The organism is Tianweitania populi, assembly GCF_014652875.1.
Taxonomy (GTDB): Bacteria; Pseudomonadota; Alphaproteobacteria; order Rhizobiales; family Rhizobiaceae; genus Tianweitania; species Tianweitania populi.
Genome location: NZ_BMZQ01000001.1, coordinates 56,970 through 80,935, shown reverse-complemented (window position 1 = coordinate 80,935; position 23,966 = coordinate 56,970). Strand labels below are relative to the sequence as shown.

At 60.2% G+C, this 23,966-nt stretch carries 21 protein-coding genes and 3 pseudogenes; 10 read left to right on the top strand and 14 right to left on the bottom strand.

Features of this window, described 5'->3' with window-relative positions; all coding sequences use genetic code 11:
- Positions 1-12 precede the first annotated feature (12 nt).
- From IE166_RS00400 to IE166_RS00380, 5 genes are read right to left on the bottom strand one after another with little or no spacing between them, the layout of a single operon-like run.
- Positions 13-852: a transporter substrate-binding domain-containing protein gene (locus IE166_RS00400; protein ID WP_189500814.1), complete on the bottom strand. Its 840-nt coding sequence runs from the start codon at positions 850-852 to the stop codon at positions 13-15.
- A gap of 32 nt (positions 853-884) precedes the next feature.
- Positions 885-1,535, bottom strand: coding sequence for an amino acid ABC transporter permease (locus IE166_RS00395; protein WP_189500812.1), 651 nt, complete (start codon positions 1,533-1,535; stop codon positions 885-887).
- 10 nt (positions 1,536-1,545) lie between these two features.
- Complete coding sequence (locus tag IE166_RS00390; RefSeq protein ID WP_189500810.1) at positions 1,546-2,214, bottom strand: amino acid ABC transporter permease; 669 nt, start codon at positions 2,212-2,214, stop codon at positions 1,546-1,548.
- 42 nt (positions 2,215-2,256) lie between these two features.
- A complete protein-coding gene (locus IE166_RS00385) occupies positions 2,257-2,997 on the bottom strand; it encodes an amino acid ABC transporter ATP-binding protein (RefSeq protein WP_189500809.1) in 741 nt (246 codons plus the stop codon).
- A gap of 43 nt (positions 2,998-3,040) precedes the next feature.
- A complete protein-coding gene (locus IE166_RS00380; RefSeq protein ID WP_189503150.1) occupies positions 3,041-3,508 on the bottom strand; it encodes a RidA family protein in 468 nt (155 codons plus the stop codon).
- Between the two features lie 425 nt (positions 3,509-3,933).
- Here IE166_RS00380 and IE166_RS00375 point away from each other — a divergent pair, with 425 nt between their 5' ends.
- The 8 genes from IE166_RS00375 (at position 3,934) to IE166_RS00340 (ending at position 11,451) form a co-directional block, all read left to right on the top strand.
- The gene (locus IE166_RS00375; protein WP_189500807.1) at positions 3,934-4,668 is read left to right on the top strand and encodes a FadR/GntR family transcriptional regulator; all 735 of its coding nucleotides are present in this window, start codon (positions 3,934-3,936) and stop codon (positions 4,666-4,668) included.
- Positions 4,669-4,981: 313 nt separating this feature from the next.
- A complete protein-coding gene (locus tag IE166_RS00370) occupies positions 4,982-5,710 on the top strand; it encodes a DNA polymerase III subunit epsilon (protein ID WP_244641272.1) in 729 nt (242 codons plus the stop codon).
- Between the two features lie 290 nt (positions 5,711-6,000).
- Positions 6,001-7,080, top strand: coding sequence for an ABC transporter substrate-binding protein (locus IE166_RS00365; RefSeq protein ID WP_189500803.1), 1,080 nt, complete (start codon positions 6,001-6,003; stop codon positions 7,078-7,080).
- 115 nt (positions 7,081-7,195) lie between these two features.
- Positions 7,196-7,978: an ABC transporter permease gene (locus tag IE166_RS00360; RefSeq protein ID WP_189500801.1), complete on the top strand. Its 783-nt coding sequence runs from the start codon at positions 7,196-7,198 to the stop codon at positions 7,976-7,978.
- 2 nt (positions 7,979-7,980) lie between these two features.
- Positions 7,981-8,748, top strand: a complete 768-nt coding sequence (locus IE166_RS00355) for an ABC transporter permease (RefSeq protein ID WP_189500799.1) — start codon at positions 7,981-7,983, stop codon at positions 8,746-8,748.
- Positions 8,727-10,316 (top strand): FAD-dependent oxidoreductase, encoded by a 1,590-nt coding sequence (locus IE166_RS00350; RefSeq protein ID WP_244641271.1) that lies wholly within the window; start codon positions 8,727-8,729, stop codon positions 10,314-10,316. The genes IE166_RS00355 and IE166_RS00350 overlap by 22 nt, the downstream gene beginning before the upstream one ends.
- On the top strand, positions 10,313-10,645 hold the full coding sequence (locus IE166_RS00345; protein ID WP_189500797.1) for a 4Fe-4S dicluster domain-containing protein: 333 nt from the start codon (positions 10,313-10,315) through the stop codon (positions 10,643-10,645). The genes IE166_RS00350 and IE166_RS00345 overlap by 4 nt, the downstream gene beginning before the upstream one ends.
- Positions 10,642-11,451 carry an ABC transporter ATP-binding protein gene (locus IE166_RS00340; RefSeq protein WP_189500795.1) on the top strand — a complete coding sequence of 270 codons (810 nt, stop codon included), beginning with the start codon at positions 10,642-10,644 and terminating at the stop codon, positions 11,449-11,451. The genes IE166_RS00345 and IE166_RS00340 overlap by 4 nt, the downstream gene beginning before the upstream one ends.
- A gap of 156 nt (positions 11,452-11,607) precedes the next feature.
- On the opposite strand, the gene IE166_RS00335 is transcribed toward IE166_RS00340, so the two are convergent.
- From IE166_RS00335 to IE166_RS00310, 9 genes and pseudogenes are all read right to left on the bottom strand, one after another.
- Entirely contained in the window at positions 11,608-11,973 is a 366-nt protein-coding gene (locus tag IE166_RS00335) for a response regulator (protein WP_189500793.1), read from the bottom strand.
- Positions 11,951-13,351 (bottom strand): sensor histidine kinase, encoded by a 1,401-nt coding sequence (locus tag IE166_RS21020; protein WP_453900732.1) that lies wholly within the window; start codon positions 13,349-13,351, stop codon positions 11,951-11,953. The genes IE166_RS00335 and IE166_RS21020 overlap by 23 nt, the downstream gene beginning before the upstream one ends.
- Before the next feature lie 5 nt (positions 13,352-13,356).
- Positions 13,357-15,258: pseudogene (locus IE166_RS21015) on the bottom strand (CheR family methyltransferase); the annotation flags it as partial.
- Positions 15,259-15,405: 147 nt separating this feature from the next.
- Positions 15,406-15,717: pseudogene (locus IE166_RS21010) on the bottom strand (chemotaxis protein CheB); the annotation flags it as partial.
- A 14-nt stretch (positions 15,718-15,731) separates the two neighbouring features.
- Complete coding sequence (locus IE166_RS20910; protein ID WP_407701817.1) at positions 15,732-15,929, bottom strand: hypothetical protein; 198 nt, start codon at positions 15,927-15,929, stop codon at positions 15,732-15,734.
- Between the two features lie 96 nt (positions 15,930-16,025).
- Positions 16,026-16,971 (bottom strand): annotated as a pseudogene (locus IE166_RS00325) (chemotaxis protein CheB).
- A gap of 141 nt (positions 16,972-17,112) precedes the next feature.
- The gene (locus IE166_RS00320; RefSeq protein WP_189500791.1) at positions 17,113-17,793 is read right to left on the bottom strand and encodes an HWE histidine kinase domain-containing protein; all 681 of its coding nucleotides are present in this window, start codon (positions 17,791-17,793) and stop codon (positions 17,113-17,115) included.
- Between the two features lie 53 nt (positions 17,794-17,846).
- On the bottom strand, positions 17,847-18,563 hold the full coding sequence (locus tag IE166_RS00315) for a Crp/Fnr family transcriptional regulator (RefSeq protein WP_189500789.1): 717 nt from the start codon (positions 18,561-18,563) through the stop codon (positions 17,847-17,849).
- A gap of 515 nt (positions 18,564-19,078) precedes the next feature.
- Positions 19,079-19,954 carry a helix-turn-helix domain-containing protein gene (locus IE166_RS00310; protein WP_189500787.1) on the bottom strand — a complete coding sequence of 292 codons (876 nt, stop codon included), beginning with the start codon at positions 19,952-19,954 and terminating at the stop codon, positions 19,079-19,081.
- Positions 19,955-20,107: 153 nt separating this feature from the next.
- Between IE166_RS00310 and IE166_RS00305 the strand changes: the two genes are divergently transcribed.
- Positions 20,108-22,306, top strand: coding sequence for a TonB-dependent siderophore receptor (locus IE166_RS00305; RefSeq protein ID WP_189500785.1), 2,199 nt, complete (start codon positions 20,108-20,110; stop codon positions 22,304-22,306).
- Positions 22,300-23,895: an alpha/beta hydrolase-fold protein gene (locus tag IE166_RS00300; protein ID WP_189500783.1), complete on the top strand. Its 1,596-nt coding sequence runs from the start codon at positions 22,300-22,302 to the stop codon at positions 23,893-23,895. Before IE166_RS00305 ends, IE166_RS00300 begins: the two co-directional genes overlap by 7 nt.
- The last annotated feature ends 71 nt before the right edge of the window (positions 23,896-23,966 follow it).

The window sequence follows — 23,966 nt, the reverse complement described above, 5'->3', positions numbered from 1 at the left end:
CGCCGGATGCGATTACTGCTTGCCGGTGAAGTCGATGCCTTCAAGCGTGGTGGGCAGCTTCGGACGATCGAGGCCGATCCACTTCTTGTAGAGCGTATCGAGCGAACCATCCGCCGTGCGGCGCGTGACGAAATCGTTCAGGAAGTCGAGCATCTCCTGCTCGCCCTTGCGAACGGCCATGCCCTGAAAATTGTCGGCGAGCTTGTACTTGCGGTTGTACTTTTCGGCGTTGCCGGTCTTTTCGATCACCAAACCATAGGTCAAGCTGCCTACGATGGCATCGACCTGGCCGGACAACAGCGCCTGCACGGTGGTGGCGTCGTCATCGAAGCGTTTGATCTCGGTGCCTTCAGGCGCTGCCTTCTTGAGGACGGGATCGAACACGCTGCCGCGGTTGACGCCGATCACGAACTTGCCGAGATCCTCATTGCCCTTGATGTCGGCGTCGGTCTTCGCCCAGACCGTGATGTCGTTGGCGGAGTAAGGCAGAACATATTGAACGACCTTTGCGCGTTCCGGCGTGATGGTCATGGATGGAACGAGGAAGTCGACCATGCCGCCGGTCAGCAAGGGGATGCGGTTCTGGCCGGTGATGCGCTCGAACTGCAGTTTGACCCCCAGTTCCTCTGCGATGAGCTTGGCGACTTCGACGTCATAACCATCGTTCTCGCCATTTTCGTTGATGAACCCCCAGGGAAATTGATCCATCTGCACGCCGACCACGGCGACACCCTTGGCCTTGATTTCCTCCGGCGTGATGGCTTGAGCAGCGCTCATCATGGATGCCGACATGACGAGTGCGGTGACCACGCCGAGTGCGGGCTTTGCGAAAGAGAAAAGCTGTTTGATCATGTTCTTACCTCTGGTTTTGTTTCTTGGTTTATTCAGTGTCCGGCATTCAGGCGTCGTTCGATCCGACCGCTGGCGTAGGTCAGCGGCAGGCAGATAATGAAGTAAAGGAAGCCGACCGCGCCGTAGACCTTGAGCGGCTCGAAGGTGATGTTGGCCATCAACTGGCCGGATCGAGTGAGTTCCACCACGCCGAGCAATGCGGCCAGCGCCGTGCCCTTGATGAGGTTGACAAGGAAGCCAATCGTGGCGGGCAGGCCGATGCGGAAGGCCTGAGGCAGCACCACATCCTTCATCAGGCTGACATAACCGATGCCAAGCGCCCGCGCTGCTTCGCTCTGGCCCGAAGGAACAGCCTGGATGCTGCCGCGCCAGATCTCACCCAGAAAGGCGCTGGTATGAAGCGACAGGCCGATGATCAGCGCGACCCAGACATCGACCTTGATGCCGAGCAGCGGCAGGCCGAAATACACGAAGAACAGCTGGATCAGGAGCGGCGTGCCCTGGAAGATCTGGATGTAGACCGTGGCTGCCCAACGCAGCACCTTGCTGTTGCTCGTGCGGGCGAGTGCAACCATCAGGCCGCCGCTGCCGCCAACGATGAAGGCCAGAACGGACATAAGGATCGTCCATTTTGCCGCTTCCAGGATGAACAGGAATTCTGAGGTACCGAAACTGCGGATCATCGGCTCGAACTCACTTTGTCGGATAAGAGAAGTAGGCTTTGCCGATGAGCTGCAGAACGATGGAGAAGAACTGCGACAAAGCGAGATAGATGACGCCGAGGACGAAATAGACCTCGAAGCTGCGGAATGTTTCCGCATCGATGCTCTGGCCGACATAGGTCAGCTCTTCCGCCGAGACCGAGGCCACCAGGCTGGAGTTCAGCATCATCAGAATGAACTGGCTGCACAAAGCGGGATAAACCGCGCGGATGGCCGGCCGGAAGATGATGTAGCGGTAGACATCGAACGTATGGAGCCCAAGCGCACGACCCGCCTCGATCTGTCCTTTTCGGATCGACTCCACGCCGCCACGCACAATCTCCGCCGAATAGGCTGCGCAGTTGAGCGTCATCGCCAGGATGGCTGCCTGTTCCGCCGTCAGCGTGATGCCCAGGGACGGCATGCCGAAGAAGATGAAGAAGACCTGCACCAGGAACGGCGTGTTGCGGATCACCTCGATATAGGCGAGCGCTACCGCCGAGACGGCTTTGACAGGGCTCATGCGCATCAGCATGAAGATGATGCCGAGACACAGCCCCAGCGCCATCGAGATGCCGGAAATCTTCAGTGTCTGGAGTGCGCCTTGCAGCAGCGCCGGCCAAGCGTCCAGAACGGGGGCAAAATCGAATGTGTGTTGCATGCGCGCTGCCTTTTCTTGTGCCCGTACGATCTCTCTTTCGCGTCAGTGACTGAGGATCTGGCCGAGGAAGGCCTTGGCGCGTTCGTGCTTGGGATTTCCGAAAAACTCGGTGGGCGGCGCGCTTTCGATGATCTCGCCGCGATCCATGAAGATCACGCGATGCGCCACCGCACGGGCGAAGCCCATTTCATGCGTCACGCAGATCATGGTGATGCCGTCATCGGCCAGCGAGATCATCGTATCCAGCACTTCCTTGACCATTTCCGGATCAAGGGCGGATGTCGGCTCATCGAACAGCATGATCTTGGGGCCCATGCAAAGTGCGCGCGCGATGGCCACGCGCTGCTGCTGGCCGCCGGACAGCTGTGCCGGATACTTGTTCGCCTGCTCCGCAATATGAACCCGATCCAGGAAGTGCATGGCCTTTTCCTTGGCCTGCGCGCTGGACGCCTTGTGTACGCGGCGCGGCGCCAGCATGCAGTTCTCCAGCACCGTCATATGGGGGAACAGGTTGAACTGCTGGAACACCATGCCGACATCGCGGCGAATATGATCGACATTCGCACCTGTATGTCCGAGACGCGTCCCGTTGACGTCGATCGTACCTTCCTGGATTTCCTCAAGGTGGTTGATGCAGCGGATGAGCGTCGACTTGCCCGAGCCGGACGGGCCGCACAACACGATGTGCTCGCCTCGATTGACGCTCAGATCGATGTTCTTGAGAACATGGAGCGGACCGTACCACTTGTTGACGGCGCTCATCTGGATGGCGTTTTCAGACATCTATCTCTCGCTTCGTAGAAATCAGCTGAAACGGCTCGGCCCTTTAGGGCTGAACCTCAAAAATGGCATCGACCTCGACCGCGAAACCGCGTGGCAAGGAGCCCGCTCCAAGGGCGGTACGCGCATGCCTTCCCTTCTCTCCGAGCACTTCAACCAGAAGATCGGAAGCACCATCGATAACCGCTGGATGATCCTTGAAGGCGGGGATGGCATTGACGAAACCACGCAGTTGCAAGACCGCCGCAATACGATCGAGATCGCCATCCAAGGCAGAAGCGGCTCTTGCAAGCAGATTGAGCGCGCAAACTCTGGCAGCCTGGTAGGCTTCAGCAACATCCATATCCTGACCGACCACCCCGAGATAAGCGTCCACACCATCGATGCGAGGAACTTGTCCTGATATGTAAAGCGTCTGCCCGCTCAATCTGAACGGCACATAGGTCCCGCTCGGCAAGGTGATTTCAGGCAGGCTCAGACCAAGCTCCGCCATCCTGGATGAGACAAGTCCCATTGCATGTTCCCTTTGTAGGCTCAGTCTCCAAGCATGCTTGGAGATCAATGTGATATTATCACTTGCCTTTCTTATGACGGTAAATTTGCGGATATAATACGAGTTGTCAAGGCTGATCTGTACGAGAGTTGCTCGCACCATACGGCTCAACAAAACTTTCTTATCCTATTGCTATCAAACATTTCTTTTCCGTTTCAGCTTGTGTAAAGTGGAAGGGGGTGCGAACTTTCCAGAGGTTTTTTCCTGCACAGGGGATAAGAAAGAACGCCTGCAGATACGGCAGAGGGGGATGATGTGCGCACACATTAAGAGCGTTCACCCGTGGCACCTTAATGATATTATCTCTTCCGCAGTGATGCTATCTTGCGCAGCCGATCAGTGAGCGATATCAAGCGATCAATGAGCGTCACCGCCGGATGAACAGATTGAAATCTCTGACCTCACGCACGATCGACAGTCTCAAAGCCCTGATCAGCGATGGGACACTGCAGACCGGAGATAAACTGCCGACGCTAGCCGAACTGGGCGACCAGCTGGGTGTCAGCCGTACGGTCATCCGCGAGGCCGTTGCTTCGCTTCGCTCCGAAGGTGTTCTGGATGCCCGCCACGGCGTTGGCATCTTCATTCGCGACCACAGCAAGGCTGCCGCTGCCGAACCACACGCCTCGGTGCTGGATCCTCTGGCTCGCTTGTCGCTCCCCTTTCTGGATCTACTGGAGTTGCGCATGGCCTTTGAAGTGCATGCGGCCGGGCTCGCAGCTCAGCGTCGGTCCTGGGCTCAGGAAGCGAATATGTGGGATGCCCTGAAGCAGTTCGAAGCAGCCGTCGAGGAGGAAGAGGGTCTCGACGACCATGACTTCGCCTTCCACCGTTCGATCGCAGAAGCGACCAACAATTCCGCTTTCACCGAATTTTTCAGTGTCATGAGCCGAAAAATCATGCCGCAGCAGACCTTTTCGCGCAATCTGCATCCATCACTCATCACGCGTGACTACATTCACAACACAGTGGTGGAGCACCGCGCGATCTGCGATGCGATCAGCTCCGGCGACGTCGAAGGCGCCAGGAAGGCCATGCAGGCGCATTTGACCCGCAGCCACCGCCGCTATCGCGGCTTCAACGGCACGCAGGATGGCGCCAACGACATTCAAGCCAAGTGAGCATTTGGCAACTCATGCCGGGATGCTCAATGAGCACATCCTACGCACCCTCCCGTTGATAAGTTGCGACTTGGCTGCTCTTGTTGACGCAAAGCAGGAACGGTGAAGATGCTGGGCGTATCGCCGATGTGCCCGGCCACGTGGCAAACACTGCCGCGATCTAAGTTCGTGCGGTATGCGCAGAGATCGCGAATGTTCTGGATCCGTCCAGACCTGACACCGCTCACGCAAAGCGCTGACAATTTATGCTTGATCGCGTTGTGATCTTACGAAGGCTGCCTAGCTTAGGCTGATGCCTTTGCCACCCATTCGCGTGATTGATCTCGAGACCGCCGGAAACGGTCCGCATCATGTCTGCGAGATCGGCTGGCAGGATGTTGCACAGGGCAGCGATGGGCGCTGGCATGTCAATGAGGAGCGTGGCGCGCTGCTGGTTAATCCGGGTCGTCCGATCCTGCCTGACACCATGGCTGTTCACCACATCATCGATGCCGATGTCGCCGATGCGCCGTTCTGGAAGACCATCGCATCCAGCGTTCTGCGGCCCGAGAAGGGTGTCCTTGCCCTTGCTGCCCATCGCGCTGCCTTCGAGCAGCGCTATTGCACGCCGAGGTTCACCGGGAACGCCGACTGGATCTGCACCTGGAAATGCGCGCTGCGTTTATGGCCGCATCTTCCTCGCTTTTCCAACCAGATGCTGCGTTACCAGCGCATGCCCGAAGGGCTTGTTCGTGAAATCGGCCTGCCAGCCCATCGAGCCATGCCGGACGCCTATGTTACCGCGCACCATCTGCGCGATATGCTGAACGAGGCATCCGCCGAGCAGCTCATCGCCTGGAGCAGGGAACCTGGTCTGCTGCCGCGCGTGCCCGCTGGACCCGAGCGTGGAAAGTCCTGGAACCGGCTCTCCTCGGATGTGCTGCAAGCCTTCGCTAGGGATCGCGACACGGACATCCGTTTCACCGCCCAAACCGAGCTTACCCGCCGCGGCGAGTTCACCGGACCGGCGCAGAGCCAGCCCGATCAGACCAGCCTCTTCTAGGCCTCCAGCGAGCAAAGTTCGCGCCCCTTCCTAATCTCTCCTGTTTTTACCCGCAGTTCTACAAACATCGAAGTATCATGTAGGAGAGGAAAATTATTCCTCCTCTCATGCACGCCTGGCGGCCAAGTGTATTTTCTACCCTCCGCCAGCAGCAGAACAAGTTTTTCGCGCCCTCGACTATCCAGGGATTGTTCGTTTTCGACCACTCTGTCCGCTATGGGGAGCGGCGTTGACGAAGCGCTTCGATTGAATGTCTACTAATCTCATAGACAAATCCGCGGAGTGCATTTGTGACCCTAGTTTCCTTTAATCGCCGGCGTTTTCTTCAGGTCGGAGCCGCAGGCATCGCCGTTGCTGCGACCGGGCGCCGTGCTTCCGCAGCCGAGACTTTGCCCAAGCAAATCCGATTCTTCGGCAATCCGGCGGATTATGGCCAACCCTTCACCACCGGCATTCTTGGAATTGCCCATTCCGGCGGGTTTTTGGCCAAGGAGTTCGAGAAAGACGATGTCGAACTCACCTTCACCTATCCTGCCGGCAGCGGCCCGGCCATCAACGAAGCCATTGCCAATGGTCAGGTCGACTTTGCGCGCTATGGCGGCTTCCCGCACATCACCGGCAAGTCACGTGGCCTGCCGACCAAGCTGCTTGCCTCGGTCGGCATCGGTCATTCTTATCTCGTGGTTCGCAACGGGTTGGACGTCAAGACGGTCGCTGACCTCAAAGGTCTCCGCGCCGCGATCGGCCGGGGAACGGCACCGCACCTCGCTTTCATCCGGGTGCTTGAGCAGCACGGCTTGAAAGAGTCCGACGTCGAGCTTTTCGATCTTGAAGGTGGTGACGAGATCGGCGCGATCGCATCGGGTGCTGTGGACATCGGCTGGGGTGGTGCCGGCTTCCTGAAGCTTGCCGAGGACGGCAATGCCAAGCTGATCTATACGTCGAAGGGCCAGATCAGCCCTGCAAACAACTTCGGTGGCTTCTCCGTCACCGAAGATTTCGCTGCCAAATATCCGGAAACAACGCAGCGCGTCGTCAACGCCTATCTCAAGGCCGCGCAGTTCGCGGCACAGCCGGAGAATTTCGCGGCCGTCTTGTCCCTTTACGAGAAGGCCGGCGAGAACCGTGCCGCGCTGGAGAAGGATCTGGCCGGCGTCGCCCTAGGCGAAGAACTGACACCCGTCATCGACGACTATTTCCTGTCGCAGTTCCAGGGCGGCATCGACTTTGCAAACGAGAACAAGCTGATCCGCAGCGATGTCGACCTGAAGAGCTGGGTCGATCGCAGCTTCATCGACAAGGGCATTGCGGAGCTTGGTCTTCAGAAGACCTGGCCAAACCGCAAGGCTGACGGCAGCGTTTCTGCCTGAGCATTCAAGGACCGGGCTGCGCCTTCCAAGCATTGCCTGATCGGGACGCCGTATGACTATCGAGAGCCTCCGCGAGACTGCCGCGCTGCCTCATTCCCTGAGGTCGCGCTTTCGCATGCGTGGGAAAGCAGTCGGCTTAGCAGGCGTCAATTGGGCGGCAGCACTTATCCTGCCGCTTTTCATCCTTGCGCTTTGGCAAGCCGCTGCTGCTTACGCATGGGTTTCGCCGCTGATCCTTCCAGCACCGGCGCTTGTGCTCCAGTCTGCAACAGAGCTGTTCGGATCGGGGCAGATCTTTGCCGAAGTCGGCATCAGCTTCATGCGCGTGCTTGTCGGCCTGGCGATTGGCGGTAGTCTCGGTCTGGCATGCGGCGTGATGATGGCGCGCTCCGAGAGCTTCGAGGCCTATGTGGGGCCGACGATCCGAATGATCTGGCTGGTGCCGACACTTGGCTGGTTGCCATTCCTGATGTTGATCCTGGGTGTCGGCGAGTCGCTGAAATTCGCGATGATCGCGAAGACCTGTTTCTTCCCGCTGCTTGTCACAAGCTACGAGGGCACCCGCGCGCTGCCGCAACGCTACCTGGAAGTCGCCCGGGTCCTTGAACTGCCTCGCGGCCAGACCCTGCGCAAGGTCATCATTCCGGCCATTCTTCCTTCCTTGTTCGCCGGCTTCCGCCTCGCTCTATCCAAAGGATGGCAGGCGCTTGTGGTGGTGGAACTGATCGCCTCCTCGTCGGGCATAGGCTACCTCATGAATTGGGGCCGCAAGCTGTTTTATCTCGACGTCGTCATCGTCACGATGATCCTTGTCGGCCTAATCGGCTGGACGCTCGACCGACTGATGTTGCGTGCTGAGAAGCATCTCACACTTTGGCAAGCACGGTCGGCCGGATGAGCATGCGCACCCGCACTCGCCTCGACCTGCGCGGTCTTGTGCTGCCGGCGACCATCCTGTTGGCTTGGTGGGTCGTTTCGGCGAACGGGCTCGGCAACAACTATATTTTCGTCAGCTTCAGCCGCATCGGCGCCGCGATCGCGCAGTTCGTCAATGACGGCACCTTGCTGGCCGGAACAACCGCCACCCTGCTGCGCCTGCTGATCGGCTTCGCGCTCGGCGCGGCTTCAGGTCTGGCGATCGGCCTGCTGATTGGCCTGTCCTCAGCCGCTGGGCGTGTCATCAGTCCGACCTTCCACGCCTTGCGGCAGATCGCTGTCTTTGCCTGGATGCCGCTGCTGACCGCATGGCTGGGCATCGGCGGCCAGACGATGATCGCCCTGATCGCGATCGGTGCGTTTTACCCGACCGTCGTCAATGTCGAAGCCGGCTGCCGCGGCGTGCCTCTGCCTTACCTCGAAGTTGGCCGGGTAATGGAGCTTTCCCGCTGGCAGACCATTCGCCGGATCATCCTGCCTGCCGCAGCCCCCTCGATCCTGGCAGGACTGGAGCTGGCCGTCGCAACCGCCTGGCTATCCACGATCGGCGCGGAATACTTCATCTCCGCAGGAGACGGCCTCGGCATCATCCTCGCAGCATCCCGGATGCGCGGCTCGATGGACGGTGTGATCGTCGGCATCCTCGCCATCGGCCTTGTCGGCTTCGCTCTCAACCGCCTTCTCGCTTTTGCCTCGCGACGAGCCTTCAAATGGCGAGCACCGTCGACATGACCGCATCCAGCCAAAGCAGCCAGAACCTGATAGCCGACGTTCTTGTTATCGGCGGGGGACCAGCCGGGTGCTGGGCGGCCCTGTGTGCTCGCGAAGCAGGCGCCACCGTTATCCTCGCCGAGAAGGGCTATGTCGGTACGTCTGGAGCAACGGCTGCCGGTAATTCCTCGATCATCGACGCGGCACCAGGGGCTCCACGCGACAAGGCGATTGCCCAGCGCGAGGCGAAAGGCCTTGGCCTGGTGCGCGCAGATGTGGTCGACCGCGTTCTGGAAGAAACCTACATCCAGCTTAACCGGCTTGCCGACTGGGGTTATCGCTTTCCCACCATCGAGGATGGCACGCCTTGGCGCGGATCGATGCGCGGCGTGGATTATCTGCGCTTTCTGCGTCAGCGATTGATCAAGAACGGCGTCACCATCCTCGACCAGAGTCCGGCGCTTGAGCTGCTGACGTCAGATGGCATCGTGAGTGGTGCCCGTGGCGTGCGGCGCGTGGATGGTGAAGGCTGGCAGGTCAAAGCCGGCGCGGTTGTGATCGCGTCGGGCGGCTGCGCCTTTCTGTCCGGCGCGCTCGGCACCCGCAACCTCACTGGCGACGGTTACCTGATGGCTGCAGAAGCCGGAGCCAGCTTCTCTGGTATGGATTTCACCGGGCAATACGGCATCGCACCGCTTCATTGCTCGGTGACCAAGGGCATCGTCTATTATTGGGCGACCTTCACCGATGAAGCCGGCACGATCATCGGTGGCAAAGGCGATCGGCAGGATGCAGTTGCAGCTGGACTGAAGAACGGGCGGGTCTTTGCGGTTCTTGATAAAGCCTCGCCTCGGGTCCAATCGGGCATGCGGGGCCAACCCAATGTCTTCATGCCCTTCGATCGGCAAGGCATCGATCCTTTCACGCAGCGTTTCGAAGTCGGCCTGCTTTATGAAGGCACCGTTCGCGGCAATGGCGGCCTCATCGTCGGCGACGATACTGCAACAGAAATCCCCGGCCTCTTTGCGGCTGGCGATGCGGCCTCTCGTGAAGCGATGGCTGGCGCGTCAAGCGGTGGCGGTGGTCCGAACTCTTCCTGGGCCGTCGCAACGGGGCGGTGGTCCGGCGTCAATGCCGCCAATTTCGCGATGAAGATCGGCTTGATGCAGGCCAAGCGCATCTCACGTGGTGCCGGCGGTGCGGACTTACGAGCCGTTGGTTCAGCACAGGCTGACGCAAACGAAGTTGTCATCGCCATCCAGGCTGAAACACTACCGCTGGATCGGGGCTTCTGGCGCACAGCCGACCGGCTGAACGCGTCGGCAGCAGCGCTCGACACGGTCTGGCAAGACGCGTTGGATCTGCAGCACCGGATCGATCCCATCAGGGCACGGGAAATCCTGGCCATGGCGGCCACGGCCCGCTGGATCAATGCCAGTGCCCGTCAGCGGAAGGAGACGCGGGGCATTCAAAGGCGAGTCGACATCCCAGGCACTGATCCGGAGCAAAGCGGCAGCATCCTTTCGGGTGGCCTTGGCGCGATCTGGGCGGGGTCCTCACGAGCAAAACGGCAGGAAAGCCGGCCATGATCGAGCTCGTGAGTGATACCCGCTGCATCGAATGCAACATCTGCGTAAAGGCCTGTCCGGACAACGTCTTCGATGCCGTGCCAAACAAGCCGCCGGTAATTGCGCGCAAGGCGGACTGCCAGACCTGCTTCCTGTGCGAACTCTACTGTCCCACCGATGCGCTCTATGTTTCGCCCATCATGGATGCGGATGATCCGGTTGTCGAACAGGACCTGATCGAGGCAGGCTTGATGGGTGGCTTTGCCCGCGCGATGGGCTGGAGCAATGCCAAGCCTCGCGGAACCCATACCGACCCCACCTACCGCATGTTCGAGGACCGCAATCCATGAGCCTGGCAGCCTTGTCTCATCCTGAACAAGCAGTCGCCATCGAGGTTCGGGGCGTGTCGCGCACCTTCACGACGGCCGGCGCCGACGTTCCTGCGTTGCGGGATGTTTCGCTAACCGTGGCAGAAGGGGAGTTCGTCAGTCTGATCGGTCCGAGCGGTTGCGGCAAGTCGACCTTGCTGCGCATGCTGGCCGGGCTCGACCAGCCCGATCGCGGCACGGTCTCGGTTGAAGGCGATAAGGTTGCCGCCCCTTCCCTGTCGCGCGGCATCCTGTTTCAAGATCACCGTTTGCTGCCTTGGCTGACGGTGGAGCAGAACGTCGATCTCGGTTTGCACAAGTCGGGGCTGACAACACAGCAGCGGCAGCAGCGGGTCAGCGACTTGATCGCCCTTGTCGGTCTCGCCGGCTTCGAGCGCGCGTTTCCCTACCAACTCTCGGGCGGCATGTCGCAGCGCGCTGCCATCGCGCGCAGCCTGGCCCCGCAACCCCGGGTGCTTCTGCTGGATGAGCCACTAGGTGCCCTCGACAGCCTCACGCGCTCAAAGCTGCAAACCGAGCTGCTGCGCATCTGGAAACATGAGCGCATCACCATGCTGATGGTCACGCACGATGTCGAGGAAGCCGTTTTTCTGTCCGATCGCGTCGTCGTCATGGAGCCGCGCCCGGGCCGTATCGCCGATATCGTCGACATCCCGCTTCCCAAACCCCGCCACCGTGGCGACCCGGCCTTTGTCGACATCAAGCTGCGGCTGCTCACTAGTCTCGAGGTCGAAACAGATCCACCCGCCAACATCGTAGAGCACTGAGTTCTGGCAGCCAGTCGCCAAGACCTCGTGCGTCTGGATCATACTCCTCTATGGTGCAGAGGCAGACCAAAGGAACAGGCCGAGGCCACCGAAGTGCCTCAGCGCGAGATCATAGGATCGCTGTGGCAGACCAGTCCTGCGCATCACGGATGATGGTCACGCCACCTGCCGCAGCGCCTGGGTGATCCGGTTCAGGTCCACCGGCTTTTCACAGCGGGTGATCTGTTTGAAACGATCGGGGATGGCCGAGTCCTCATAGCCCGTGGCGAAGGCGAAAGGCACGTTGCGCTGTGTCAGCAAATCGGCGGCGGGAAAGACCATTTCGCCGCGCAGATTGATGTCGAGGATCGCGCCGTCCATCGCCGTCTCGGCCGAAATCAGTTCGAGCGCATCTTCAATCGTGCCGACAGGGCCAAGCACGATCGCGCCAGCATCGAGCAACTCGCTTCGCAACTCATCGGCCAGCATATATTCGTCTTCCACCACGAGGATGCGGCAGTCACGCAGGGTCGCTTGATTCATGCTCGTTACCTTCCAAGGTGGTGGCGGAAACCGGCACCGAGATCGTGCAATGAACTCCATCAGGCAAAAGCTTGTATGAGGTCTTGGCATCGAGCTGATAGGGTAGTGCCTGCTCGATCAGTTCGCGACCTTGACCCGAACCGCGCGGAGCCGAACCCGGTGGCTGCATCACGATCCCAGTCTCACGCCAATCTATGTGGAGCCACGGTTTGTTCCCTGGGCCTGACGGTTCCAGCGACCAAGTGATCGTCAGCTGCCCGGAGCTTTGCCCCAAGGCACCGTATTTGACGGCGTTCGTGGCCAGTTCATGCAAGGCCATTGCTAGGGTTTGAACCGTCATGGAGCGCAGGCGCACGTCCGCCGGGCCTTCCACGATGGTCGAGCCGTAATGGCCCTCCGTCACGCCATGGGCCGCAAGCTCAGTGTGGATCAACTCGTCGAAGGTTACGCGATCACCTTCCTTCAGGCGAGACAACAAGCCTTGCACGCGCGCCAGCGCATCCAACCGCTCACGGAAGCGGCTTCTGAAATCCGAGAGGTCGCCGCTGCTTCGCAGGGTCTTGTCGGCCATCGACCGCACGACGGCGATGAGATTGCGGGTGCGGTGCTGAAGCTCGGCGACCAGGACCTCCATGCGCTTGGCCGTCGCACGTTCATCGGTGATGTCACGCCCGATGCCGCCGATCTGCCGCACGGTGCCGTCGGCATCGAAGATCGGAAAGTCCGTGTTCCGCAACCACCGGATCTGTCCGTCGACAGGACGGCGGACGCGATATTCGAACGCCGCCCGCTCGCCCTTCCTGACGCGGCGGATCTCGCCAATGGCGTGCTCGCGGTCTTCCGGCAGGATGAGTTCGACCCAGTTGCGCAGATCGTTGCCGCTGGTCGCCTGCTCGCGATCCAGGCCATAGATCGTCTCGAAGGCAGGCGTCAGATAAACCCATTGGAGGGTTTCGGCGTCGCGCAGCCACAGCACGTCCGAAGACGCTTCGCCGAACTGGCGGAACTGCTCCTCGCTCGCCCGCAGCCTCTCTTCCGCCGACCGCGCATCGGTGACATCTTCCATGATGCCGATCATGCGAACAGGCTGACCGTCCGCGTCGTAGAAGAAGATGCCGCGCGCATACAGGAAGCGGATCGTGCCATCGGGGTGAAGAGAGCGGAAGCCGTGCTCGTAATCGGTATGCTTGTCGCGTGCCGTTGATAGGGCTTTTTCGGTCGATGCCCGATCGTCGGGATGGACGCGCGCGATCCATGTCTCGTAAGTCGGAACGACCTCCCCGACCTCATAGCCTTCCATCCTGTAATGCGCTTCGGACCAGTTGATCACGCCGGTCAGCATGTTCCAGTCCCAGCTGGCCAAGCCGCCAACGGTCAAGCCAGACGCAAGCGCTGTTCGCTTTGACGAAGTGCAGCTTCCGCCTTGTAAGCGACGGTGAGGTCCATGAAGGTGACCACGGCGCCGCTGATGTAATTGTCGACGCTGCGGTAAGGCAGCACACGCGCTGTGAAATGACGCCCGGCAGCGGGATCGCTCACTTGGCGTTCCACCACCGACAGCGTCTTCAGAACACGGCGGACATCGTCCTGCAGTTCGGGATAAGCAACGCGGGAAACGACATGGTCGAGCGGACGGCCGACATCCGTATCGAGCAGGTGGAAGATCTCGGTCGCCGCCGGCGTAAAGTTGCGCACGCGCAGATCGTTGTCGAGGAAGACCGTTGCGATCTGGGTCGCTTCGAGCAGGTTCTTCAGGTCGGAATTGGTGCGGCCGAGTTCCGAAACGCGATGACCGAGTTCGCCATTGACGGTCTGCAGTTCCTCGTTGACTGATTGGAGCTCTTCCTTCGAGGTCTCCATTTCCTCATTGGCCGACTGCAATTCCTCGTTGATCGACTGATATTCCTCATTGGAGGATTTCAGTTCCTCATTGGTCGACTCCAATTCCTCGATCGTGGCCTGGAGGCGGTCGCGCGTAACGCGCAGGTCGGTTTCGAGGCGCTGGACATGTTCGTCGGCCGTCAACCACCCACCATCGCCCTTGGAACTGCTTTCCGCCACCTGCCCGGCATCCTGGAACAGGACGATCAGGGACGTCACGTCTCCGTTGCCCAGCGGCTCGATCACGACGTTGACGGCGTAAGCGCGATCATCCTGGCGGATCACGACGCGCGGCACCTCGATGCGTGTTCCTTCGGCGGTGGCACGGTGCAGCGCGGAGCGAAGATCGAGGCGAAGGTCGCGATGCGCGAGGCTCAGAAGATTGAGCGTGGCAGCGCCGGCGGCGGGTTCAAAATACCGCCCTGTTCGGCCCGAGAAATGCAGCACGTCTCCATGCGTATCGACCACGACATAGGCCGGCGCATAGCGCTCCGCGACCGCTTCAGCCTGGCGGTTGATCGAGCTGGTCAGCCGCGGTGCCGGCAGCCCCGACAAGGGCGCCATGATCTGAGGATCGATGCTGCGGGTGCGCGGACTGAGCGGAAAATCCGGAATGATGCGGGTCGCGGTTTCCAAACGCCGGAACACGCGGTTCTTACGGTCAACCGGCGCGAACAGCTTGGCGTGGCGCGTGACGTTCTCGGACGAACCCAGAAACAGCACGCCTCCCGGCCTTAGCGAAAAGTGAAAGATCGGAATGACGCGGTTTTGCAGGTCGCCGTTGAGGTAGATCAGGAGATTGCGGCAAGACAGGATGTCGATGCGCGAAAAGGGCGCGTCCTTGACGACGTTGTGCGGCGAGAAGATGCACATCTCGCGCAACTCTTTGGATACGCAATAGGTGTCGCCCTCGCGCACGAACCATCGTGACAGGCGGTCGGGCCGCACATGCGCGGCAATGGTGCTGGAATAGCGCCCAGCCCGCGCAAGGCCAAGGGCGCGCGCATCCAGATCAGTTGCGAAAATCTGGACTTCCGGCGGATGGTCGAGCGTCGCCATATGCTCGCGCAGCAGGATGGCGATCGAATAGGCTTCCTCGCCGGTGGCGCAGCCCAGCACCCAGACGCGAAACTGGTCGCCGGCTTCCTTGCCTTCGAACAAACGCGGCATTTCCTGCTCAAGTGCTTCGAACTCGGCTGGGTCGCGGAAGAATTGCGTGACGCCGATCAGCAGATCCTGGAAAAGGTTCTGCACTTCCTCACGGTCGGCGCGCAGCCTTTCGACATAGGCTTCGACGGTTTCGATTTGCAGAACCTGAAGGCGGCGGTGAACGCGCCGGGTGAAGGTGCCGCGTTTGTATCCATGAAAGTCGTGGCTGGTGACGTTGCGCAGAATGGTGGTGATCTGCGTGATCTGCCCTTCAAGATCGGCCGAAATTTCATCATCCGCGCCGGTCTCGATGAGCTGAGACAGATTCCTGGCGTAAAGAAGAATGTGCTGGGCGATCTCGTCGGCGGGCAGTTGGAGATCGGCAGCACCAAGCGGCCCGACCGCAGCTTGGCTGGCCTCCGCTTCATCTTTCGCCAGTTCCGCGATCGACAAGCCGCCGAACTTCTTGGTTGCGGTTACGCCCGCCGTGCCATCGCTACCAAGGCCGGACAGGATCACGGCAATGGCGCGGTCATGGGCATGTTCGGCGATCGAGATCAGCATGGAATCGATCGTGCCGCGCTGGCCGACAGGCTCGGCAGCCGGCCGGATATGGACGTGGCCATCCTCGATCGTGATCATGTCGTCGGGGCCACCGACGAAAACCTGGTTGGGCTTTAAAAGCTCGCCGTCGGCCGCTATGCTGACAGGCATGGAAACCTGTCGCTTCAGCACCTCAACGACGGTGCCGACATCAAGCCCTCCTGCTGGCGCACGGCGACGAGATAAGCCGTGCCAAGTTCAGGATCGATATCGGCAAAGACCTGTTCGAACGAGCGAAGCGAGAGCGCGCAGACGCCGATCCCGACCACTGCAATGGTCTCTTGTTCGTCGGCGGCCTCGGTTGGCGTCAACTGTTTCTGCATGGGACGGTCTGTTTCAGCTGCGAGTCAAAGGTCAAAGGCACTAGCAATGCTAATCGCTTCTGCCGGCCGTAAGAAGCGCGTCCGTCAGATATCTTCTTAGGTCGAGCGACCGTGATGCAGCGAAAGAATGGCGGCCTGCCTGAGGGTCGCTGCGTAGCGTCGATATTCTTCTCCCCGAGTTTCATAAAGCTCGGCGACCGTGGGGCGGCCGGTGTCGCGGGCATCACGGGCCATGCGATCAACAAGGGTCACGCGCTCTTCCATCACGCGCATCGCAACCCTGATCGCCTCGTCCACTTCCGTGATATGCGAGGCAAGCGCTTCGGCCGTGTAACCGTGACCGATCTGACACCGGAAGCGAAGCGGTCGCGAACCGCGCACTTCCGACAAAACGCCGTGACAATCCGGGCAGGACAGGGCGCTGGGTTCGGCGATCTGGAGCAGATTGGCGCTGCCCAGCCTTCGACCAGCCGCGATATCGACTTCAAGCTGCAACTCGTCGGACAAACATTGAGATCCGTCCGTGCTCTCGCCCACAATGCCCGCAATGACCCTGCCGAGATCATCGGCCGACGCGACATGATCGGCATCGACGCTCTGCAAGGCCGCGAGCGGCATTTCATCTGCCTCGGCATCGAGCGGATGCTGGACCACCGCCGTGCCACCACAGGCCTTGATCGCATGAAGGTCGGATGCGCCATCATTGAGCATGCCGGTCAGCACCACACCCACAACACCCGAGCCGAACGACAAGGCGGCCGAGCGGAACGTCGGATCGATCACCGGCCGGACCATGTTCTCGCGCGGCCCCATGCTCAGCCGGATCGTGTCGCCGATCAGCAGGAGATGGCGATCCGGTGCGGCGACATGGATCTGGCCTCGCTCGATCGGCTGACCATCCAGCGCTTGTGACACTTTTCGCCCGGCGGCATTGGAAATGCCTATCCGAAAGGTGGCCGAGCGAATTTGCCGGAATATGGGTGCTGATGAACACACTTGCCGCCAGATCCTGCGGCAGTTGACCGATCAGCTTTCGCAGCACCGCGCCGCTGCCGGCCTAACCGCCGATCGCGACAATGTCCTTTTTGGCCGGTGCTGTCATTCGGTAGTCCTTCCTGAACGGTTCGTATGGGCGCACACAGGTTCCTCAAGACCTGCCGCCAGTGTCGTCAGGCTCTGAGCCTCAAGCTTCTCGAACCGAGCCGATGCGAGGCGGCAGGGGAAGACGGATCGTGCAGCGGAGGCCATCGGCCTCCACGGCGAGCGCCGTGGTCGCCTTCATTTCATAGGCCAACATTTGCGTCAGCACTTCCGTGCCAAAGCCTTTATGGCGACCTTCGCTTAGCCCCGTCTGACCGCTTTCCTTCCACGTGAAGGTGACCAACATCTCGTCGCCGTCGCGATCGACCTTCCACGCGACATCGACGCGGCCTTCGCCCATACCCAGAGCACCGTGCTCCACGGCGTTCACTGCCAATTCGTGGACAGCAAGCGCGAAGACCTGCCCTGCCGTGGGCTCCAGCAGCAGGTACGGCCCATCCAGTTTGACTTGTTCGCCTTCCTTCGCTCCGTAATGGAGCAACTCGTTGGCTAAGAGGCTTTGAAGCTCGACGCCACCATGCTTGTCAACGGCAGCATGGACATGCGCTACCGTGGAGATGCGGTCCTCGATATGCCCGACATAGGCGTCGAGGTCGCGCTTGGTTTCCGCTGATTTGCGGATGATGGTCCTCAGCATCGCCAAGGTATTGGCAAGCCGGTGCCTTAGTTCGCCCGGCGCGTCACGTTGATCAAGCAGCCGACGCAACCGCGCATTGTCTGCTTCAAGTTCCGCGCGCTGCTTAGCGTCTTCAAACGCAGTCATGAAGAACCCCTCTTAGTGAACCGTCCAAACAACCCGAACGCACGAAAGTTCACTTAGGCCTGTGTGTAGCTTTGCAAATAGGTGGGATCGAAGAGTGACGTTGATCGCAAACCTTCCAGATTAAGGATCGTTACACGCCGGCCATGCATGGTCACCAGGCCTGCCGCCCTCAACTCTTGCAGTGAGCGGTTGACATGCACGGTCGACATGCCAAGCAAATCGCCAAGATTAGACTGGGTGAGCGGCATCTCATATCCAAGCCCATCCACCAGCCCGACTTTGTCCAGCCGAACATGCAGCTCGCAGAAAAGGTGACCCAACCGCTCAGAGGCCGAACGCCGCCCGAGGGTCACAATGCTTTCGCGTCCCATCGCCATGGCGAGCAAGAGATCCCACCACAACGCTTTTTCGATTTGCGGCCTTTCACGTGCGACGGCCTTGATAACCTCCGGCGACACGCGCGCGACCGTAACCGGTGTGAGCGTGCCAAGCGAGTGATCCATGAACTGCGGCAGCGTCATGTAGGGCTCACACATGTCGCCGGGTAGAAACAGTGAGATGATCTGCCTTTTGCCGTTTTCGAGGAGCTTGTAGCGGCACGCCCAGCCTTCCAGCACAAGCTTGATGCTTTTTGGCTTATCGCCTTCCATCGTCACATCGTTTTGGGGGTCGAATTTGTCGACATTCATGCAAAGCGCGCGAAGCGCCCGTTCGTCGTCTTCGGACAGAGAAGCGCCATGTCGCAATTTTTGGACAAAAAAGTCGGACAAGATTTCTCCCTACGACCGCATTCAGTCGATATAAGTTCAACTAATAAAGCGTGTCGATATGCTTCAACCTCTCCTACCCACATCATTATATACGGCTTTAACATATGTTATGTTATTTTCTTGAGAGGGAACCTCCTCCATGCTTGCAGGCTCATAGAAACGCATTCGACATCGCTTACTTCGATTGAACACCTGAGCCGCCAACGTTTGCACGGTTTGATGTTTGCTGCATCAGGCTTCACCTGAAGCTCTGCGGCATGGGGTGTAAAGGCAAGCCGGCGCGAAAACCGCAGCCGCATCTTCGCCGAAGCCGCAACAAGCTGAACGGCATACACAGGCAAGCAATTATTGAACCGCTACGGCTGCGGCAGCTGCCATGAGCCGCAGGGGGTCGATGGCGCGTTCGTTGGTGTGGGCGTTCCTTTAAGCGCCACCGCGACGATGGAGCTCGAAGCAGAATAGCGGGGCGGACCAGTTTGCCAGTTGCCGTATGCCTACCATTCGGAACGCAGCCGCTATTTCCTTCTCGTGCTGGGTGGTGTGCCGTAAGCGCGCTTGAAAGCAGAGCTGAAGTGGCTGGGATCGGAATAGCCGGCAATGAATGCAGCTTGCGCAATCGTTGCGCCTTCTTCGTTCAGCGCTACCGCAGCACGTGCCAGACGTTGATCGCGGATGAAGCCGAAGACGGTGGTGCCGAAGCAGTCGCGAAAGGCGCGCTGGGCGGCCGAAACACTCATGCCCACCGCCTCGGCGATCTCCTTGATGGTAACCTCGCGGTCGAGCGTGGCAAGCACATGGTCCCGGATGCGCTCGGCCTGACGTCGTTTCAGGAGCTTAGGTCCGGCCTGCTCAACTGCTTCCTGGGTGAGTGCGCCGCAAGCCTCCGACATGATTGTGAGCCCGCGGGAATGCCGGTGCAGGCTCAACAATTCACCGTCGAGACCTGCGGGAGGCGTCATGATCTGCTCGGCAACCGTGAGGATGTGCTTGCCGGGTCGGAATGTGAACTGCGCAAGATGGTGGGAGAAGAAAGAGCGTAGCGGCGATGGTTCACCACTCCCGGGCTGAGCAAGCTTCTCGATCCACGGCAATGGCGCCGAAATGTTGATCTTGCGCAGCGGCACGTTGCTTTCATTGATGAAGCGCAGTTTGGCATAGCGCGCCACATTCAGCATCAGGATGACAGGCTCGCACCTGTCACCGAAACCGGCATCGATCTGGAACGACGCATTGTCGATGAGAAAATGCTGCGCCCCTTGCAACAGCACGATCGTCAGGAACTTTGGCCAGATGTCATAGACCTGCTCATCAGGCGTGCAGGTCGACGGTCCGTCCATGACACCGACAAAGAGATGGGCCGGCATATCCGGCTTAATGTCCGTGTGCTTCATCACGGCCCTCGCCTGAACTGATTTCGATCGTGCCGTTTACGCGCCGCTGACTGCCGTTTGCGCGCTTGTCATGCGCGTCGACAGGTCTAACCGTCTAACGATACATGAGCGGCATCGTCAACATTTCGACGACGCTCCTGATCGGATTTCCAAATGACCGGCCATCCCCTTCCTCTTCTTCGTGCCTTGCGCCTGTTCAGCCTCGTTTCCATGACGAGCGCCCTAGCGATGTCGACTGCCCTGGCACAACAGGCTGATGTGACCGAGTTGGAGACGGTTGTGGTGACCGGCAATGGCGAAGTGGGCGATGGTCCTGTCGGCGGCTATGTCGCTTCCCAAAGCCGTTCGGGTTCGAAGACCGACACGCCGATCGCCCGCACGCCGCAGACCATCGCCGTTGTTTCGAAAGAGCAGATCGAGGATCAGCAGGCTGAATCGGTTGCCGAAGCGCTGCGCTACACACCAGGCGTTTTCACGGAGTATCGCGGCGCATCGAACCTGCGCGATGAGCTCTTCGTGCGCGGCTTCTATTACACGCCGCGCTTCCTTGATGGCCTGTTCCTTGCCAGCGATCAGTCCTATGCCAAGGTCGATCCCTATCTTCTTGAACGCGTCGAGCTGCTTTCCGGACCAGCCTCCGTTCTTTATGGCCAGACCAATCCGGGCGGCATCGTCAACATGGTCAGCAAGAAGCCGACAGACGCGCCCTACCGAGAAGTCGGCGTGAAGCTCGGCACCGACAACCAGTATGGCGCCTTCTTCGATGTGAGTGACAAGGTGGCGGGTTCGGACACCCTGTCCTATCGCATAGCAGGCACGGGTGACGTCCGCGATCTGCAGGAAGATTTTACCAAGGAGCGCATCTTTGCCATTGCGCCATCGCTTACCTGGACGCCGACCGACCAGACCACGCTGACAGTGCTGGGCGGCTACCAGAACGAGCCGGATGCCGGCTTCCGCAACTTCCTGGACCGCGCCGGCACGATCGATCCGATCGAAGGTTTCGGCTATGTGCCGCGTGATTTCTTCGTGTCCGACCCGAACTTCGAGAGCTTCAAGCGCGAACAGGCCTGGATCGGCTACCAGTTCGAGCATCGCTTCAACGACAGCCTCGCTGTTCGCCAGAACGCACGCTACCACCATGTGGAGCATGACCAGCGCACGCTGGTTTACGGCAGCCTGTCGGCCGATCCGGCGACGGGCTATGATACGGTGATCAGCCGTACAGCGAGCGGCGGCCCGGAAAGCTGGGGCACCTTCACCATCGACAACCAGGTGGAAGGAACGGTCGCCACGGGGGCCGCGGACCATACGCTCTTGGCCGGCTTCGATTATCTCCACCGTAAGCGCGACTATGTCTGGGGCCGCAACCGCTCCGCGCCCTCCATCAATCTTGCCGATCCGATTTATGGCGACTTCCACTACAGCTCGCTCGTTCTGGACAAGACGGACGATCAGGAACTGACCGCCCAGCAGGCCGGCCTTTACCTTCAGGATCAGATCGAGATCGGTGGGCTGACACTCATGGCCGGCGGGCGCTATGACTGGGCCAAGACCGATATCGATGACCGCCTCGGCACCAACGACCAGGCCTATGACGACGGCGCCTTCACCTGGCGCGCCGGCGCAATCTACAATTTCGCCAATGGTCTCGCGCCTTACCTCAGCTACTCCACCTCCTTCGAACCCGTACTGATCGCAGCACCAGAAGGCGAAGGTGCTTTCTCGCCGACCAAGGCCGAGCAGATCGAAGTCGGCGTCAAATATGCGCCTGAGGGGATGCCGATCCTGTTGACGGCCGCCTATTACGACCTGCGGCAGAAGGATGTTGTCTGGGGGGCTTGGGACCCCGCCCTCGCCCGCACGGTTTATTCGCAGATCGGCGAAATCCACAACAAGGGCTTCGAACTGTCCGCCCGCGCCGAGGTCAACGCAAACCTGTCTCTGATCGGCAGCTACGCCTATATCGACTCGACCGTGGAAGACTCGCCAACCGCCGGCGAAATCGACAAGACGCCAGCGCGCATTCCCGCCCACCAGGCTGCTCTCTGGAGCAAATACAGTTTCACGAGCGGTGCTCTGGACGGGCTCGCCGTCGGTGCCGGTATCCGCTATGTCGGCACCAGTTGGGGCAACAACACGAACAGCTTCGAGGTGCCTGCGGTGACGCTTGTTGATGCTTCGCTGAGCTACGACTTCGGCGCACACAGCCCGGATCTCGAAGGCCTGACCCTTCAGGTCAACGCCAAGAACATCGCGGATAAGACCTATGTCGCGTCCTGCGCCAGCGCCTATGCCTGCTTCTATGGATCAGGCCGTAGTGTCACCGCAACTCTGAAGAAGACATGGTAAGAGCGCTCCTGTCGTTCGCCTTGTGCCTGGTGGCCTCGCTCAGCTCAGCGCAGGATGTGAGCATCATCCGGGCTGAGAACGGCTGGCAGGAACTCACACCTGACAACGAGACCCAATTAGAGGCCGAGCTGGATGTGCGCTTGGGCGACTATGTCGTCGGCGCGGTTGAGGCAGGCGACGGTAAGGCGACCGTCGATCTGCTGGATAAACGCGGACAGCATCTGCGTCGGCTCGTCGACAAGGCCGGCGGCACAAAGGACTTCCGCTTTGTTGCCGCCAGTGATCGACCGCGTGTTCGCGTTGCAGCACAGGCAGCGGTAAAGCTTCGCATCACTGAGATCGTACCTTCCAAAGCGCAGGTGCTTCCTGCACCGGGGTATCTCAGCCCTGCCATCAGCCGGCTTGCCGACGATCTCGCCGCAGGCAAAGACACCACAGGCTTCTGGAACGAGCGGCTGCGTGAGGGAACGCCGATGGTGGAGCCGTCGGAAAACGGCCAGTCCATCGTGACCTTCCTGGCACGCGGAGCGGAGCGCAATGTCCGCTTGTTCGGCGGCCCCTCAGGCGATCATGAAGAACTGGAGCGGCTCGGCCAGTCCGATACCTGGTACAAGAGCTTCATTGTCCCGAACGAGACGCGGCTTTCCTATCAGCTCGCTTACGACGTTCCCGATCTGCCCGGAACGCCGCGCGAGCGCCGCGTCGCCATTCTGGCGACTGCGAAAGCTGATCCCTTCAACAAGACGCCGTGGCCGGCAGATGCGCCGGACGCCTTCAATCAGGAGTCCGTCCTGGAACTTGGCGATGCGCCATTGCAGCCCGGACTTGAAGAAACCGACGCGCTTAAAGGCACTCTTTCGACGTTCCAGCTCGCAAGCAAGCGGCTCGGCAACGAACGCGACATCACGATCTACCGTCCGGCCGCCTTCGATCCAGCTGATCCCAAGGTCCAGCTCCTGTTCCTCTTCGACGCCGATAAGTACCTGACGGCAGTTCCCACACCGCGTATTCTCGACAACCTGATCAGCGCCAAGGTCATCCCGCCCACCGTAGCCGTCTTCGTTTCGGAGATCGACAGCAAGACGCGAGCACGCGAGCTCCCGGCCAACGACGCTTTTGCTGACTTCATGGCCGGAGAGCTTTTTCCCCGCGTGATCGCCGAGACCGGTTTGAAGGCCACCGCCGAGCGCACCACGCTTGCTGGCTCCTCCTATGGCGGCCTCGCAGCGGCAACCATCGCACTCCGCCACCCCGACATCTTCGGCAACGCAATCTGCCTGTCCGGTTCCTTCTGGTGGCATCCGGCTACGGCGCCGCAAGATCAGCCGAACCACGTCGCGCACCTCGTCGCGGCAACGCCGGCCAAGCCGGTCCGCTTCTTCCTGACCGCCGGCTTGTTCGAAACAAGTCGTCCCGGATCAGCCGGCATTCTCGACACATCCCGGCACTTACGCGATGTACTGCTGGCCAAGGATTACGCCGTCACCTACCGCGAATATGCCGGCGGGCACGATTATCTTGTCTGGCGTGGCGCTCTCGCAGACATGCTGATCGCAAAGGCTGGGAGGCAGTTTGTTCGGGCAAGGTAAGGCAGGGAGGTCGATTGCGTGAGGTCTGTGAAGCGCAGAGCGCCCTTCATTGACCGCCCTCTGGAAGCTCC

Excerpts from the sequence above, each read along its gene's own strand:
- IE166_RS00335 (WP_189500793.1), bottom strand. The coding sequence starts at position 11,973 with ATGAATCAAGCGACCCTGCGTGACTGCCGCATCCTCGTGGTGGAAGAC.
- IE166_RS00350 (WP_244641271.1), top strand. The coding sequence starts at position 8,727 with ATGGCGAGCACCGTCGACATGACCGCATCCAGCCAAAGCAGCCAGAAC.
- IE166_RS00390 (WP_189500810.1), bottom strand. The coding sequence starts at position 2,214 with ATGCAACACACATTCGATTTTGCCCCCGTTCTGGACGCTTGGCCGGCG.
- IE166_RS00400 (WP_189500814.1), bottom strand. The coding sequence starts at position 852 with ATGATCAAACAGCTTTTCTCTTTCGCAAAGCCCGCACTCGGCGTGGTC.
- IE166_RS00345 (WP_189500797.1), top strand. The coding sequence starts at position 10,313 with ATGATCGAGCTCGTGAGTGATACCCGCTGCATCGAATGCAACATCTGC.
- IE166_RS00300 (WP_189500783.1), top strand. The coding sequence starts at position 22,300 with ATGGTAAGAGCGCTCCTGTCGTTCGCCTTGTGCCTGGTGGCCTCGCTC.
- IE166_RS00340 (WP_189500795.1), top strand. The coding sequence starts at position 10,642 with ATGAGCCTGGCAGCCTTGTCTCATCCTGAACAAGCAGTCGCCATCGAG.
- IE166_RS00360 (WP_189500801.1), top strand. The coding sequence starts at position 7,196 with ATGCGTGGGAAAGCAGTCGGCTTAGCAGGCGTCAATTGGGCGGCAGCA.
- IE166_RS00380 (WP_189503150.1), bottom strand. The coding sequence starts at position 3,508 with ATGGGACTTGTCTCATCCAGGATGGCGGAGCTTGGTCTGAGCCTGCCT.
- IE166_RS20910 (WP_407701817.1), bottom strand. The coding sequence starts at position 15,929 with ATGCAGAAACAGTTGACGCCAACCGAGGCCGCCGACGAACAAGAGACC.
- IE166_RS00355 (WP_189500799.1), top strand. The coding sequence starts at position 7,981 with ATGCGCACCCGCACTCGCCTCGACCTGCGCGGTCTTGTGCTGCCGGCG.
- IE166_RS00320 (WP_189500791.1), bottom strand. The coding sequence starts at position 17,793 with ATGACTGCGTTTGAAGACGCTAAGCAGCGCGCGGAACTTGAAGCAGAC.
- IE166_RS00395 (WP_189500812.1), bottom strand. The coding sequence starts at position 1,535 with ATGATCCGCAGTTTCGGTACCTCAGAATTCCTGTTCATCCTGGAAGCG.
- IE166_RS00305 (WP_189500785.1), top strand. The coding sequence starts at position 20,108 with ATGACCGGCCATCCCCTTCCTCTTCTTCGTGCCTTGCGCCTGTTCAGC.
- IE166_RS00310 (WP_189500787.1), bottom strand. The coding sequence starts at position 19,954 with ATGAAGCACACGGACATTAAGCCGGATATGCCGGCCCATCTCTTTGTC.
- IE166_RS00385 (WP_189500809.1), bottom strand. The coding sequence starts at position 2,997 with ATGTCTGAAAACGCCATCCAGATGAGCGCCGTCAACAAGTGGTACGGT.